The sequence below is a fragment of the Leptospiraceae bacterium genome, assembly GCA_024233835.1.
GTDB lineage: Bacteria > Spirochaetota > Leptospiria > Leptospirales > Leptospiraceae > JACKPC01.
This window is the reverse complement of the sequence record JACKPC010000003.1, coordinates 517,573-533,832: the sequence shown is the minus strand read 5'-3', so window position 1 is coordinate 533,832 and position 16,260 is coordinate 517,573. Positions and strand designations below refer to the sequence as shown.

Here is a 16,260-nt window from a genome sequence, read left to right as displayed (position 1 = left end):
TTTTATAGTGATATACCAAGAAACAGTCCTCAAACAGAAAGCATATGAAATTGTGATAGATAAATTTTTAAAGTTACGAAATAACTTTACAATAAACTCATTTCAGTATAGCAATAATATAACTATTTATCGGTTAATATCTGATGATATTATTAAAATAGAAAGCACTATTGTTACTAAAGATCAAAACGTAATAAAAGCACAATTAATTTTATATTTTGAATACGATTATAATATTAGTAATAGTAAATCTATCAGGAACTTCGCATTCCTCGACAGGCTCGGGAACCCGTAGCAAAGTTCACGCCAGCTTTGAAATGTTAGGTAGTATTTTAGATATTATTAATATATGATAGTACTAAAGGAAGTATTATAATAGGAAACAATTTGGTCTGAAAAAGTGAGAAGTAGTTATTGAAAATCTATAAAAAGGGAATTGGTTCTGAGAAATAGCATTAAGTATATAATTCAACCAATGATTAGAGGAGGAACAAAATGTTTACAGTAGAACAAATTGAGCAGGCACATGAGAAAGTTAAATCAGGTGGAGACTTTCCAAAATACATTCAAGAAATTAAAAAATTGGGTGTGAAGGGTTTTGAAACTTGGGTTGTAGATAGCCACACAGTGTATTTTGGTGATAATAATTTCAGTGTTAAATCAAAAGCTAAGTATGATAAACTATTGATTTCAGAGAAGATTAACAAGGAAAATTTTATAATTCAACTTAAATTACACCAACAAGGGAAAACAGACTATTTCACTTTTTGTAAAGACTGTGCTGAAGCTGGAATTGAGAAATGGGCTGTTAGTCTTGATAAAATGACTTGTATTTACTATGATAAAATTGGGAAAGAAATTTTGGTGGAAAAAATACCAGAATAATTAAGGACATTGACCAGCAAAAATAATAAACAACGAACGGCTAACAGCGGTTTGGCGAAGGTTGTACAGCCTATTGTAAAGTGCGGGTTTTTATACTCTTGTAATCAATGCGGCTCTTTGCGGTCTTGAACCCCAGAAATATCTTGAGGCCCTCTTTCATGAAATCATCCATAATCCGGATTTCAATCCGGCAGATTGGACTCCCCGGGATTTTGCAGGCAGAAAAATTTGAGGGAGGGGTTTACCGGATGCTTACAAAAGAACTTTTCATCGCCGAGTATTTACTGATAATATTTCATAAACAGCTTTTTAATAATCTTCGTCCTGTAGGTATCCTTTTTCTATCAGTTCTTCTGTAAGAATTTTAATAGTCTCTAATTCTCCGATTTTTCCATATTTATCAAGAAACTTATACTTTGTTTTATAACCTAAAAGAAGAATTGCATTTTCTATGGCTTTTGCCCGTTCTTTCGGATAAGCAGAATATAAGATTTGTATAATATTATTTCCATCAACCGTATAGCCCGAATAAATAGCCCAATCTTTCCAGTTTCGATAAGAAGTTCCGTAATCTCTCCCGGTAAGTTCTTTTAATTTTAGAGAAAGCTTCTCTTTATGCTTGCTAAATTTATTTTCATCCATCTGATAAGAAAGCTCTTTAAATGTACCAGCAAAACCAAGAGTAATCATATTCATAAAAAGGTTTCCTAAAATAGAACCAGATTTCTGCCTGCTGTATTTTTCTTTTAAACCGAGTATAAGATAGGGAACGATACTCTTATCCCGGAACTCCATAAGAGTTTTCGCTGCAATGACCCTGGTAGATTGTTTTCTGGCAATTTTCATCTGCTTACAGAGAAGCAATTGTATCCTGGTATTTCTCAGGTCTTTGAATATCTGCATAGCTCCAATTTTCAGACTTTCCTCTTCTGCTTCTAAAACCTTCACATACTCCGAATATTTTTCTTCTTGAGTTCCCCAGTGTTCCAAAGCTTTCAATGAAATAATTTTTTCTTCTACAGGAGAATTAGAATTCTTTAATATATCGGTAAAAATCGGATAGTCTTTTTTGTTATCAAATTCGATTAAATAAGAAAGCACACTGAGTCTCAATTCTTTTTCGTTAATTTGCTGTCGTATAAAAGAATAGCTTTCTTTAGAAAAATATTTACCTAAATAGGTGAGAGCCACACTTCTATCCGGAGAACCTGCTTTTTCTATTAGCTTTAATAGAAAATCTTTTGCATATTTATGTTTGGTTTTAGCTATCAATTGAATCAGTTCTTCTCTATCTTTTTTCCTATAGCTATCCTTATAATTCTCAATCATATACAAAAGATAACGATTTGGTTCTTTAGAAACTATAGTCTGTATACTCGATTTAATCATGTGATCACTTAACATCTTTTGTATAAGCAGGTTGTCTGTCTTTTCCATCTTGAGAACCATACAGGCAGAAACCCCGGCTTCCCGATTCCAATACGAAGTATCAGATAATAATTTTATAGTCACATCGGCAGCTTCAGGAGTTTTGAGATTCCCCAACTTTTCACCGAGAGTTTTCTTTCTCGATAAGGAACTTTCCCGTATGATAGCTTCATGAAGAATTTGTTCTTTGCTATCTTTAGCCTGTATGGGATAAAACAAAAAAGTAAAGAGAAACATAAAGTATATACTGAAGATTTGAAGTTTCATAAGTAATTCCTTAATTTATTTCGTAGGTTCCATAACTTAAGGTCTGAGAAGAATAAGACTCTAAAGCCAAATGCAAAATCTCATTCACCATATCTCGATAAGAACCGAAGGTTTCTTTATAACAGATAGGTAGAGAACTATACCTATAAGATAGACCCGGAGTAAGATTTATTTCCAAGAAATAGCAGGACTTAAATGGATCCACCATAAAATCGAGGCGAGCATAACCTCGAACTTTTAGCCTTCTACAAATTTTTACTGACTCTTTCTGTATAAGTTTCTCTAAATTATCTTCTGTGTCAAAGACTAATTTTTCAGGCATCTCAGCCTTGGACTTTATATCACAGGAATACACCTTTCCGGGATAGACAAGCCTCGCAACCTTTGTTGTACGATACTCATCCGGATTACCAAATACACCAACTGTATAATCCTCTCCCCGAATAAACGTTTCAGCCAGAACTTCTCCAAAAGTTTTTAGCATCGGAATCAAGTTTTTCTTCAGTTCTTCAAAATTTCTCACTCTCGATTGTTCTGTGACCCCAAGACTCGAACCTTCGTATACCGGCTTTAAAAAAACCGGATAGGTAAGAGAAACTTCCTGAGGGATAGAATTTAAATATTCTGAATCGGCGGTTAAAATATTTAGCTCCTTTGCCAGAAGCTTTGTAAGGTGCTTATCGAGGGAAACCGATTGTGCATAGGCCGTAGAACCCGTGAAAGGAAAGCCCAAAAATTCCGCCAGGGCCGGGACATAGGACTCACGGGACGGAGAGGAGAAGCCCTCTACAAGGTTAAATAAAATAGTTTCTGCTTTTTGGGGCAGATACTCCTGAAGCTTTTTTAAGACATCGGTCCTGGAGCGCAGAGGTTCAAGGATTATACATTCCATCCCCACTTGCCGAATTGTATCGGCAAGAAACTCTACACTATCACGGGATTCCCATTCCTGCTCCAGGTTTTCATTACCGACCGGTAAGCCGTGGACATCAGCTAAAAGTAAAACCCGATAGTTCATCAGTTCAGGATTTTAAACTCGACCCTCCGGTTTCTTTCCCTTCCTTTTTTGGTTTTGTTACTGGCGATAGGAGAAGATTCCCCCTTGCCTACTATTTCTATCTGAGAACCTGCAATTCCCTGTTTCTTCAAAAAATAGGCTATCGAGCTTGCCCGGTATCTGGATATTTTACGGTTCAACTTCCTGCTTCCACGGTTACAGGTATGACCGGTGATTCGGATTTTAGCTTCCGGATTTGTCTTCAGGTATTCGGCAATGCCTCTCAAAGCCGGGAGAGAATCAGAAGTATACCAATTGCTATTTCTCGCAAAACGAAGCTTTGTCTTTTCAATTTTTTCTTTGGAATAAACTTCAAGAGACTCCGGTTGGTTTGTTTCAGGTTTAGTCTCTTTTTCTTCCGGTTCAAAAGTTTTCTCTGCGGTTTTCTTCTCTTCTTTATTCTCTAAGGGTTTTTCCGAACTGTCCTTCTTTTCTTCTTTTAGTAGCGGTGGTTCTTCCGTTTTATTTACTACTTTCTTCTCAGGTTCAGAATCCTTTTTCTCCGGTTCTACCTTCTTACCCGGCACGGTATCTCCGCCTTCCGGTATTTCCGATTTCTTATCCTCAGGACTTTTGAGAGGCTCATCGGTAATAAGCGGATCTTTGCTTTCATTCAGGGTCTGTTTATCTTTAGGTGTATCCGGACTAGTGTTCTTAGTCGGATCGGGATCATTATTATTACAGGCTCGATATAGAAAGAAAAGGATAAGTAAGACTATCAGACCAAGAATTATTAAACGTAATAAACCGCTCTTCTTTTCTTCTTTTTCTTCTTCTTTCTGAATAATCGGAGTTCTCGGAGCTGTAGGAGGAAGCTCTGTTTTTCGGGTTACAGGTGGTTCTACAGGTTCTTTCACAACTTCTTTAGGAGGAGCCTTAAAGAGAGGTTCCGGCTTAGAGCGGGTTACTTCCCTATCTTCTTCTATCTTTCTTAATCTATCCGAAAAAGAAGGAAATAGATCCTCCATTTTCTTTTCTGCTTCAGAAACTTTCATTTCCTGTTCGAGGTTCTCAGCTTTTAAAACCTCAGTTTTTGGCTCTTCAGCAGGAGGAGGAAGTCTATCTTCCGGTTCTTCTGTTGAAAAATCAGAATCAGGCTCTTCCTTCACAGCAGAAGGAAAGTCTACAGGAACTAATTTTGGAGATGTAGAAGAGGTTTTTTCTTTTTTCTTAGCCGCTTTCTTTTTCGCTCCTGCCTTCTTTTTAGCTGCTTTGGCCTTAGGTTTCTCTTTGTCGGCTTTGGAAGCTTCTAAAAGCAGGATTTTTGCCTGCGGACTGACCGGGTAGTGTTCTGCGATATAGGCAAGACTCGCTTTTTCTACCTCCGTTACAATATTACCATCTCCGGCGCTTTCTATAAACTCCTTCGCCTTTTGAACGGTAATCTTCTTCTGAGGATTTTCCGACTGGAACTTTTCTGCTTCATCTAAAAGCCCTCTGTCGTATTTGATTCCATCTATTATCCTGTAATAAGACTTTGCCATAATGCACTATTATCTAATGAGACAGAATTCTGAAAAGAAGAAATTTTTTAGGGAACAAACGAACTCTCACTGTTTCCCTAACAGAAATAACTTTCCTGTATATATCCATAAAAAAAACAGTTGTAAATTTATTTCTCCCCTATACATTTCTCTCGATGCTACACAGGATTCGAGAAACCATAAGTTCCCTCTTATTTTTTAAAAGCCGGGATGGATACCCCGATACTTTTCTTGAGGAACTACACTTCCAATCCAATAAGATCATTCTTCCTGCCGGTTTAATCTATCTTTTTGCCTGGCTCCCCTACATTCCGGTAGATTCTCAACTCGTTCCGAATCAGGTCTGGATAATCTACTTACGCTACGGACTCAGCCTTTGCGGTTTTTTTGCCATCTTTCTTCATTTCAGTGTTTTTAAAAATAAAGCCATGTTTACCCTCATATTTCTGGGTATATATCTTGAACTCGCTGTAGGAATTATTACAGGATTATCCGGAGCTTCTCCTAATTATATTGGGGGCTATTTATTTTGCCTGATGCTACTTCTAATGACTCCTATTCCCATTTCAGCTTCTCTGGGAATCCTTGCCCTATCGATTATCTCTTTTCTTATTTCTTTTCTTTCCACGGGTGTTGACTTCCAAAAACTCCCATTAAATTATAAGTATAGCCTACAAGATCTGACGATTACTGTCTTAGTCCTTGGAGTTTTTTTACAAATTTTAAATAGAACCCGGTACAGAAGCTGGAAAAAGTCCAAACAAATTGAGATTCAGAAAGAGGAGACGAAAAAAGATAAAGAGAAAATTGATAACCTGCTTTTAAATATCCTTCCCGGTGCGATTGCCCAGGAATTAAAGGAAAATGGTTATGTAAAACCCATACATTACAACCTGACCACTATTGTATTCACTGATTTCGTGGATTTTACTAAAATTGCTGAGAAGTTAAAACCGGACGAGCTGGTAAAAGAGTTGGATAATTTCTTTACTGAGTTTGATAGGATTATCGGAGAACTCAAACTGGAAAAGCTAAAAACTATCGGTGACAGTTATATGTATGCAGGCGGCATTCCTTTAAGAAATACACAAAATCCAATTGATTGTTCTTTAGCTGCTTTAAAGATCCGTCATTATATCAACAGCAAAAACCAGGAAAATGAAAATCACCTCGAATGGAAAATCAGAATAGGAATCAATTCGGGACCGATCATGGCTGGCGTGGTGGGAAAGAAAAAATTCATTTATGACATCTGGGGGGATACAGTAAATATTGCTTCCCGCATGGAATCTTCCGGCTTACCGGATAAAATCAATATTTCAGAATCCACGTATTTACTGGTAAAGGACTTTTTTGAAATCGAGTTTCGCGGAAAGGTGTATGCCAAAAACAAGGGAGAACTCAGTATGTATTTCTTAAACCGCTTAAAACCTGAATTCTCCGAAGATAAAGAAGGCATTATACCGAATGCAATTTTCTGGGATAATTATAAAAAAATTGGATAAAAAAGGGGAAACAAAGTTCCCCTTCCAGGTAATTTCCTAAAGAATTCAGTATATCTAATATTCGAAACTGATATTGACTTCCTGAGTTTCAATTTCCTTATCTTTTTTGCTGAGATTCTTTTCAATTTCATTCTGGATAGCACTTATATGCGATACAACATCCGGATTTTCCGGACTTATTTTTAGCGCATCCTCAAGTCTTCGTAAAGCTACATAGTGTAAGCCCTTTGTTCTGTAGATTTCCGAGAGTAATATCAAAGTATTAATATCATAAGGATTTCTCAGCCTCAAAGCTTCACCATAATCTGCTGCTAAATCATATTGACCGCAACTCTTCAAGGATATGACAATATCCGTTATCACAGAAGAATCATTCGGTGCCAGGGAGAAATAATTCATAAGAATATTAGATTTTCTTAAATAATCTTTTTGTGCCGTATAAATATTCAAGAAGAGATTATATACTTCAGAATAGAAAGGCTTTCCATTAAAAGTTTTCCTCAATATACTGAGAGATTCATCATATTTTTTCTCATTATACTTTTCCAGGGCTTTATAGTATTCAGATGATTCATCACTTTTCATTTCGTTGTGAAGCTTAAAATCACTGGCATTGTAATCAATAACCAGTAGGGAAAGGTCATCCTTTATCCTTCCGGTATTTCTTATATTCTCAATAATGTTCTGTAAATCTCCACCTGACTTTTCTACTGTTTTTAAGAAAAGGGTTTCATCATAGTTCATCTCTTCCTTTCCCGATGCATCTTTAATCATAATATCATCGCGACCGTCTGAACCTAATATGACCCTATCTCCTTTCCCCAGTTTAAATGTTTGAATTCCAAGATCAATTTTATGCTCTCCGGGCGTTCCTACTTTCCTTAAAGACAGGTTATCTTCCAAAAAGGAAGCCACTCCATCTCTATACAATACAGGCCAGGGGTGCTCTGCATTCAGATAGTACATCACACCGGTAAGCTCATCAATCAAACCTATTGCAGCAGAAATTAGCATAGAACCATCAAAGGTTTTGAAAAGCTGGTTCAAATCCAGGTAAAGGTTTTTTAACCAGAGTTCCGGCAAAGCAGTAAAAGTCTTACCCGCCTTTGTCTGTATAAGATGGGCTTTTACCGAAGCACCAAATAATAAGACTCCTCCGGCTCCCTGAATAGATTTTCCCATAGCATCCGCATTTACAAAGAAAACGTAATCTCTTCCATTCAATACAATATTATCTGTGATGCAAATATCTCCACCGATTTCGTTTTTCCATTTTCTAAAAACAAATTGTTTGTATTGTTCTATATGAGATTTTGTTACAATCCGCTTTGACTCGTTCTGTTCCGACTGTAATGGTTTCACTAAAAGGGCAGTTAAAAAGTAGTCTCCGTCCTGTTGAACCTTTAATGCGTTTACCTGTTTTAAGGAATCACTCAATTCGGAAGTCCTCTGAATGACCTTGTCCTCAAGGGAAGCGTTTAACTGGGTTAATTCTTCCTGAGATCGTTTCCTGTGCTGAACCATTTCATTAAACTGTTCAGAAATGTGTCCGAGTTCATCATCAAAGAAAGGTTGAACCTTATAATCCAGGTTGTTCTTACTGATTTCCTCGATGGCCATTAAAAGTCGGGTTAGAGGTTTGGTAAGATTAAAGTATACGAATCCAAAAAGTAAAACTACTGTCAAAGCCGAGGTAGCCACAATATAGCCCGCCGATAGGTAGTTGATCTCTTTCATAGAATCCAAAATGTCCTGTGTGTAAACTCCCGAACAAACTACCCAGTCCCAGGCCCAGAAATACCTTGCATAGGTAGTCTGGGGTTCAAAGATAATCGGACTATATTTTGACTGCCAGACATAGCTCACGAATGCTTCTGAGTCTCTTTGAGAATTCAGCACCATCTCTCGAAATATCAGGTTACCATCCGGATCTTTTTTATCCATCAGGTTTTTACCTTCTAATTCCGGCTTAAGCGGATGCATAACCATATTTCCTTTTCCATCCATGATGAAAAAGTATTCCGTCTTATCATAGCGCATCTGCCGAATATTTTTTATTACCAGCTTCTTAGCTTCTTCAATGGTTTTAGGCATAGAAGGATCATTCTCCCAGGCCCTACTTCTTATACTTCTTTCATAATAATCCATCAAAGAAGTAACCGAGTTCACAACCGCCCTCAGTTTTCCTCTTCGCTCTTCTAATTTACCTTTTTCTAATAGAGGGAGGACTCTTAAAAAGAGAATAAGCGCAAAAATTCCCACCACTAAGAGACCTACAAAATTCATCTTCTTTCGAATCGAAAGCCGACTCACCTTATGCCAGAATCCCTTATTTTTATATAAATTTCCCTTCTCACTCATTATTTGGTCCAACCTTTTATAAGTTCTTCGTATTTAACTGTTTTAGGAGTTTCCCTCGGTCGTTCCGGTTTGGGTGAGCCCGGTTGCGCCAACCAGTATTCACGTCCCTTTTTGGGGTTTAATATAGGTGAATACGCCTGCATCTTCAGAGAACCCATTAAGGCATCCTGTTCTTCCGCCAATTTATCCAGAGCCTGCTGAGGTGTTACTTCGCCGGTGATGGCTTTTGCAATATTCTTCCACCAGAGGGCAGAAAGGCCGGAGTAGTAGGGAACGTTAGGACCGCTATCCGTCCATTTCTTTCTTTCAGAAGAACGATAAAATTCAATTAAGCCACCATATTCGTCTTTTCTCTCCGTCAGGTAATCATGAAAGATAGTAGATTTACGAATAGGAGTTCCACCTACCAAAAACTTTTTTAAATCTACTGTTTTAGAAACGGTAAACTGAGCCCAGAGCCAGGCCATAGCCCTTCTCTTTCCGGTAATGTTTTTCGGAATTGTCCAACTTCCTGCATCCTGGTATCCCACTTTCATACCATCATCCCAGTATCTTCCCCTCGGCGTAGGAGCCACTCTCCACTTGGGTTTACCGTATTTATCACAAACGGGGCTGTCCGCACTATGAAACCTGGAATCCGATAACCAGGTAATATACTGAAAAACTCTTTGTGCGATATTTCCTTCCGAAGCTTTTGGACCGGCATCTACCCACTCCCAGTTTAAAGCTTCGGGAGGCGCATACTTTTTTACCCACTCGATATATTTGGTGAGAGCATAAACTGCCGCAGGAGCATTGATGGCCCCTCCTCTTTCCACAGAGGAACCTACCGGGATTTTATTCTCCACACGAATTCCCCACTCGTCTACAGGTAGACCATTCGGCAAACCCTTATCCCCCACACCGGCAATGGAAAGCCAGGCATCCGTAAAACGCCAGCCCAATGAAGCAGAAGGTTTTCCGTAGTCAAGGTGCCCGTAAACTTTCTTTCCATCAATTTCTGTATTTGTAAAAAATTCGGCTATATCCTCATAGGCAGCCCAGTTAAGAGGAACTCCCAGTTCATATTTATATTTTTCACGAAATTTATCTTGAATGTCTTTGCGGGAAAACCAGTCATAGCGAAACCAATAAAGGTTAGCAAACTGCTGGTCGGGAAGTTGCAACTGGTTTCCATCGTAATCCTGACCGAATTCGAGGTTTAAAAAATCATCTAAATCTAAATTTGGATTTGTGTATTTTTTCCCCTCTTCTTTCATATAATCACTTAAGATTACCACACCTTTGGTTCTTAAGTGAGTTCCAACCATATCTGCGTCGTTTACATAGGCATCATAAAGAATCTTATTGTTTTCAATCTGATCCATGATACGGGTAACCACATCCCCCTCACCAATGATTTCATGCTCCACATGAATCCCTGTTATATCCTCAAAAGCCCTGGCCAGAACCCGGCTTTCCCAATAATGAGTTTCAATATTTTCTGCGGTAGTTTTAATACTTTCTCCACGAAACTCCGCACTGGCATTTTTAAACCAGAGTAATTCCTCAATTTTTTGTTGCCTTGATAAGCTGGAAGGTGAAAAAATCTCAGACCATTTCAGGATTTCTTCATCAAATTTATCCTTTGGCTGAAAGTTTACCTTTTCATCTACTTTTCGATTACAGGCAGAAAATAAAGTTATACCTATAAATCCCAAAAAAACCACCAGTAAAGTATACCATTTCTGATACATGAAACCCTCTATCTATTATTAAGTCAGTTCTTTATCTCTCATTTAAGTCTTGGGGGGTAAATACATTTTTTTCGAGAAATCAAAAAAAATCCTTTTCCTTTTTTTGATTTAATTAAATAGCAATAGATCGAGAAATAAATAGAATAGTTTACTTTTCTAATATACTTTTTTCTCAGCAAATTTATGAACAAAGATATAGGATTTATGAAAACAAAAATTCTCCTTACATTTTTTCTTACATTAGGTTTCACTCCCTTATTTTCTGATACAATTGTTTTAAAATCAGGAAAAAAGATAGAAGGTGTTTCAATAGAAAAAAATAGTGATGATTATGTAATTGCCAGAAGCCAGGAAGGTTACATAATTAGCATTAACAAATCAAACATTGAGAGTTTAAATAATGAAAAATTAGCTCCTTCCAGCAAAGACTATTCTTTCACATTTGTACAATTTATGTGGAATGATGTTCCTTTTCGGGGATACAGTGTATACGGTGAACGATTAAGCCAGAGAAATAACCAGCCTTATAAAAGTTTCTATGATGCCTGGAACCTCGTTTCCGGTCTTTCCTTTACGACACCTATAGAAAACCTAAAGATCAGCATGAACATGTACATGCCAACCGCTCACCGCTCACGCAGAGATAATGACTATTATTATCAGGTAGCGGCCGGAGATAAGACTGATTACACCGATGATATGGTCAAATCCATCATCAATGGAAAATATGAAGGAAATTTAAACTGGTCGAATGCGAGTATAGCCAGACAAAGAAAAGAGAATAATGGATTAAAAGATATCTTTGATACATTAATTCTCTATAATTGGAATACGAAAATTGGAAATGTCACTACAGGTTTTTATTTTGCCAATAATAATAATATAACACCTATTACTCTCGGAGAATTAGTTGTTGGATGGAAACCCAGAGTATTAGAGTTTCTAAATCCTTCTTATACAGCTTATTATCGTTTCACATCAGAAGCCGGTGGAGGGAATAACTCTACCAGTAATCACAGGTTTGACATCAGTCATACCTTTTTTAATGAGTCTGATTTTAAAATTACTCCTTCTGTATCTTCAGGTTATCAATTAAAGAATAATAGCAGTGATAGAAGACACGGTGTTTCTGATATTTCACCCGGTGTTAAATTTGAATTTAAAAACTTCTTCCTATCTTTTACAGATATGTACAGACCTGATGTTAGACTTTATGATAACGGTTCTGATTTAGGCGTATACAAAGACGTTAATAAAAATGACGGCTTAACTACCGATCCTTCCAAAGTTCACGGAATCAATAACCGAGTTGCACTTAAGGAAATTGATAACATCGTTGCAAATTCCGGTCTAAATGGTGACGCAGAAAAGGAAAGGTTAAAAATTGCCCTTACCGAAAAATACCAGCAGCAAAAAGTAGTTAAACATTACTACAGAGTTGCTTTCGGATATAGCCTCAAATTTTAATTCAGCTAAAGCAGGTGAACTTTCGAAAGTTCGCTTGCTTTTTTGCACAAACCGATAAAATGGATGTATGAGCCATGAATTTTGGGATAAAGTCTATGATTCCGAAACCTACATTTACGGAACCGAGGTAAATGATTATATAAAAGAAAAATTCAAAGTTTTTCCAAAAAATGCTGAGTTACTGGAAATTGCCTGTGGAGAGGGTCGTAATGCCTGTTATCTCGCAGATTATGGCATGAAAGTAACCGCTATCGATATTTCCGGAAAGGGGATTTCCAAACTTAATAAACTGGCCGAAGAAAAAAACCTCTTGATTACAGGTATAGAGGCAGATTTCCTGACATATCCTTTTGAAAAAAAATTTGATGTAATCCTTTGCACGTTTTTCCATCTACCCAAAGAAGAACGAACCTTTTTTTATAATAAAGTTAAATCTATCCTAAAAACCGGAGGCTTCTTTCTGGCAGAGTGGTTTCACCCTGATCAAAGAAAGAAAGGATACAACAGCGGAGGTCCTCCTGATCCGGCTTTGATGCTTACTGTTGAAGAATTAAACAGGACTTTTCTGGATTATGAAATTCTTCACCTCGAAAAAAAAGAAAGAGAATTGCAGGAAGGAACCCATCACAGGGGAAAAGCCTCGGTTGTACAATTCCTTTCAAGAAAAGTTTAAAGAATCCTAAATCCTCTTGCAAAATTTTATAGGCCAAGTATCCTTAAAATAAACTTTTCAAGGAAAGAGGGAAGTGTCTTAATAAATCCATAAAGGAAACTTCAAGTCCTAAAAAACTGTATGGAAATACTTAAAAACTTCATTCAACAAACTCGGAGCGATCTGGAACGGATCAGGAAAAATGTTCAGGCTCTTGAAACAGGGCAGGAACCCGTCCAACCTATGGCTACCGTTTATAAAATTTTGCATATAATCCAGGGAACCAGTAGCCTTTACGGCCTAAAATCCCTCGAAGAACTCACAGGTAATGCAAAAAATAAAACACGTGAGATTCAAAACGGTTCCGGAGATTTATCCGAAGGTATCAAACTGCTAAATTCCTATATAGAACATGTTTCAGAAAGTCTGGCTCTTTTGGAAGAAACGGGAGAAGAGGCCCAGACAAGCCTGGAAACGGGACACAGTCATTTTGAAAAAGAAACAGAATTCGAGAACTCACCTCATCCGGAAGAATCCCAACTCCAACAAATTGCCGATCTGGTTTGTGAATTGGCCCTGGTTAAAAATGAAATTTTTAAATACAAAAATACAATTGAGGAAAATGAATTCCAGAGAAACCTAAACTTTCTGGGTAGCCTTTCCAACCAGATACTAAAAAAATTAAAAAAAGTTAATATTTCTCCTTCCAATTTCAGCGTAACGGAAGCTCTTGTTCTTCAATCCGGAAAAAATATTTATGCAATTCCCCTGAAGAATACCACTGAAATTCTTCTCTTTCACCAGGGAAAAAAAGAAAAATGGATTAACTCCTTTCCCGGAAATGCAAGGTTCTTACACCACCAAAAAGACTATCCCCTCTTCAGCCTGGAAGAAATATTAAGTGGAAATCCGCAAAATACTACTGATGAACTCTTGCAAAATGAAACTTCTATTAATCTGGTCCTCCTAAATTATGCAGGTAAAGAATTGGCCCTTATACCGGAAAAAATCCTGGATATTGACTATCTCGTTGTAAAAGCTCCCGGAAAAGTCTTAGAGGGCCTGAGTCTTTTTACCGGGGCATCCACGACTCCGGGTGGAAATATTGTTTTTGTAATTAATCCCGAGTTCATTGAAACATATGGTTCAGAAATCAAAAAACCGGAAATCTATCAGACAACATCGAAAGAAAAAACAAATCAAGAATTGGAAAGTCTTTTACTATTTGAAACGGAAGGAAAACACTTTGCTATTCATACGGGAATAATACAATTGGTTCAAAAGATTCATTCAGATATATTGCATCTTGAGGCAAACCCTCCCCTTATCGAAATTCGTGGGAAAGAAATAGGCCTGGTTCCTCTTCCGGAAACCATTTTTTCACCTCAAAAAGAAAAAGGTTCTGAGGGATATGTAATAGTTTTTCATAAAGATGAGAGCTTAAAAGGAATTATCGCCGATAATATTCTGGGAACTACAGAAGAGTATCAGGTCGCAAAAGTGGATTCAAATTCAGCCCCCGAAAGCAATCATTTTTCCATTCTGGGGAAATCCACTATAAAAGAAAAGGATACCCTTTTATTGGGTATATAGATTGAGAACTTACATCTGGACAGAGAAATGAGAAAATTTATTATAAATAACCATAAAGGCGGAAGTTGTAAAACAACATCAGCTGTAAATTTAGGAGCAGCACTGGCAGAAAAGGGGAAAAAAGTCTTACTCATAGACCTCGACCCGCAGGGTTCAGCTTCTATCTGGTTCGGACAAAAGCGAATTCAAAAAGGAGAAAGCCTTTTCTCTCAGGATGCCGAACCCGGTCTTGTCGACAGAATTACGATCCCTACAGAAACAGAAAATTTGTTTCTCATTCCCAATATTAGCATTAAAGAAAGAAACAATAAAGACACGAAACAATCGGCATCCAGAGGCAATGTTTTAAAAACTCGATTGAAAGAGTTAGAAGAGAGCCGCTATGATTTTATCTTTTTTGACTGCGCTCCGGGCCTAAACCTTGTTACTCTTAATGCACTCGCAGCTGCTGATGAACTTCTCATCCCGATTGCAGCCAATTATCTGGTTTTGAATGGTGTTATTAGCCTTTTAGAAACAATAAAAACAGTGAAAGTTAAATTAAACCCAAACCTGCATATCTCCGGTGTCCTTCCTTCGAGAGTAGATGCGAAAGTAAAGCATACCCTTGAAATTTTAGATTTGTTAATAGAGAAATTTGGAAGTCTGGTTTATCAGACCTATATTCGGGAAGATATTAAGCTTGCTGAATGTCCCTCATTTGCAAAGACAATCTTTCAATATGATAGTAAAAGCATGGGTGCAGAAGACTTCAGTGCCCTTGCTGATGAAATTTTGGATAGGTGATTGGAGAAATAGATGGAACAAAACAGACTGACTATTGGTAATAATCCTTTTGATATTTCTCTTGATATTCCGGGAATTGAACGACCTATTCAAAAGCCCAAGAAAGAGGAAGTTAAAGAAGCTACAGATAAAAATGCTGCTTTTGATATTGAATTTCGAAAAATTGTAGGAAGAGCCAGGTTAGGTGAATTCTCTCTAAGATTTAATAAAGAACAATACGAAGGAAAATGGAAGGAACTGGCAAATGGAATAAATTCCATATTGGATGCCTTTCAAAAAACCTCTCAGGAAAAGAATGAAACCCTGGAAGAAGTCCAATCCTTTTTAGTTGAACACAAAGCCGGTTTAGAATCAGAAATGCAGTCATTAGAGACTGTTGAAACCAGGTCCAAAGAAACCTCCGAGAAGCTTTTAGAAGAAGCCAATCGAGCAGTAAGCAGCCTTCATAATTTAACCGAGATTCTGGAAGAAAGCAGAGAAAGTATAGAAGTACCGGATGCTTCGACTTCCGGTTCTGATTCCAGGGAAAAGTTAAACTTATTTAAAGAAAGACTTCTGGAGTTGAATCGTATAGAAAAATTCATTTCAGAGATTAATTCTCAAATAAATGTTCTTTCTCTGAATACCATCATTGAAGCCAGTCGAATTGAAGAACCCGGCAAAGAAAGTGTACTGGCCATCGCGAGAGAATTGAAAGATTTTTCTAAAGAGTCTTCTTCTCAGCTCCAGACATTCATTACGAAAATTCAATCATTTCAGATAGAGGCCTCAGAAACCCTGAATCAAATTTCGTTCAGAATGGAATATCTCAATAATATGGGTTACGCCTTATCCTACCTAAAGGAAATGATAAAGAAATCACTAAAGGAGCTCCAGAACTTTGAAGATTCAATCCAGAAAACGAGAGATTCAGCCTTCTATCTACAGGAAAATACTGTTCAAAAGCTCAGTGCTTTGACTGAAAAAGGAAAGAAAGACTTGGAGAGTCTTAAAAAAATATCCGAAGATGTTCTTAGAATTGCGGAAAAATCAGACTAAA

12 protein-coding genes are annotated in these 16,260 nt (G+C 37.3%); 7 read left to right on the top strand and 5 right to left on the bottom strand.

The features are described from left to right. Positions 1-495 precede the first annotated feature (495 nt). Positions 496-885 (top strand): DUF1398 domain-containing protein, encoded by a 390-nt coding sequence (locus H7A25_16680; protein ID MCP5501540.1) that lies wholly within the window; start codon positions 496-498, stop codon positions 883-885. Between the two features lie 309 nt (positions 886-1,194). On the opposite strand, the gene H7A25_16675 is transcribed toward H7A25_16680, so the two are convergent. From H7A25_16675 to H7A25_16665, 3 genes are read right to left on the bottom strand one after another with little or no spacing between them, the layout of a single operon-like run. After that, complete coding sequence (locus H7A25_16675) at positions 1,195-2,580, bottom strand: hypothetical protein (protein ID MCP5501539.1); 1,386 nt, start codon at positions 2,578-2,580, stop codon at positions 1,195-1,197. A 10-nt stretch (positions 2,581-2,590) separates the two neighbouring features. Next, positions 2,591-3,598, bottom strand: a complete 1,008-nt coding sequence (locus tag H7A25_16670; GenBank protein MCP5501538.1) for a hypothetical protein — start codon at positions 3,596-3,598, stop codon at positions 2,591-2,593. Then, positions 3,598-5,121, bottom strand: a complete 1,524-nt coding sequence (locus H7A25_16665) for an OmpA family protein (protein ID MCP5501537.1) — start codon at positions 5,119-5,121, stop codon at positions 3,598-3,600. The genes H7A25_16670 and H7A25_16665 overlap by 1 nt, the downstream gene beginning before the upstream one ends. Positions 5,122-5,276: 155 nt before the next feature. Here H7A25_16665 and H7A25_16660 point away from each other — a divergent pair, with 155 nt between their 5' ends. Continuing rightward, complete coding sequence (locus H7A25_16660) at positions 5,277-6,626, top strand: adenylate/guanylate cyclase domain-containing protein (protein MCP5501536.1); 1,350 nt, start codon at positions 5,277-5,279, stop codon at positions 6,624-6,626. 54 nt (positions 6,627-6,680) lie between these two features. On the opposite strand, the gene H7A25_16655 is transcribed toward H7A25_16660, so the two are convergent. Next, positions 6,681-8,987, bottom strand: coding sequence for a cache domain-containing protein (locus H7A25_16655; GenBank protein MCP5501535.1), 2,307 nt, complete (start codon positions 8,985-8,987; stop codon positions 6,681-6,683). After that, complete coding sequence (locus H7A25_16650) at positions 8,987-10,594, bottom strand: carbohydrate ABC transporter substrate-binding protein (GenBank protein ID MCP5501534.1); 1,608 nt, start codon at positions 10,592-10,594, stop codon at positions 8,987-8,989. Before H7A25_16650 ends, H7A25_16655 begins: the two co-directional genes overlap by 1 nt. A 333-nt stretch (positions 10,595-10,927) precedes the next feature. Here H7A25_16650 and H7A25_16645 point away from each other — a divergent pair, with 333 nt between their 5' ends. From H7A25_16645 to H7A25_16625, 5 genes are all read left to right on the top strand, one after another. Continuing rightward, complete coding sequence (locus H7A25_16645) at positions 10,928-12,190, top strand: hypothetical protein (protein MCP5501533.1); 1,263 nt, start codon at positions 10,928-10,930, stop codon at positions 12,188-12,190. 67 nt (positions 12,191-12,257) lie between these two features. Then, a complete protein-coding gene (locus tag H7A25_16640; protein MCP5501532.1) occupies positions 12,258-12,863 on the top strand; it encodes a methyltransferase domain-containing protein in 606 nt (201 codons plus the stop codon). Between the two features lie 120 nt (positions 12,864-12,983). Then, the gene (locus H7A25_16635; GenBank protein ID MCP5501531.1) at positions 12,984-14,435 is read left to right on the top strand and encodes a chemotaxis protein CheW; all 1,452 of its coding nucleotides are present in this window, start codon (positions 12,984-12,986) and stop codon (positions 14,433-14,435) included. Between the two features lie 27 nt (positions 14,436-14,462). Beyond that, on the top strand, positions 14,463-15,221 hold the full coding sequence (locus tag H7A25_16630) for a ParA family protein (protein MCP5501530.1): 759 nt from the start codon (positions 14,463-14,465) through the stop codon (positions 15,219-15,221). Between the two features lie 12 nt (positions 15,222-15,233). Further along, a complete protein-coding gene (locus tag H7A25_16625) occupies positions 15,234-16,259 on the top strand; it encodes a methyl-accepting chemotaxis protein (GenBank protein ID MCP5501529.1) in 1,026 nt (341 codons plus the stop codon). Position 16,260: the final 1 nt, after the last annotated feature.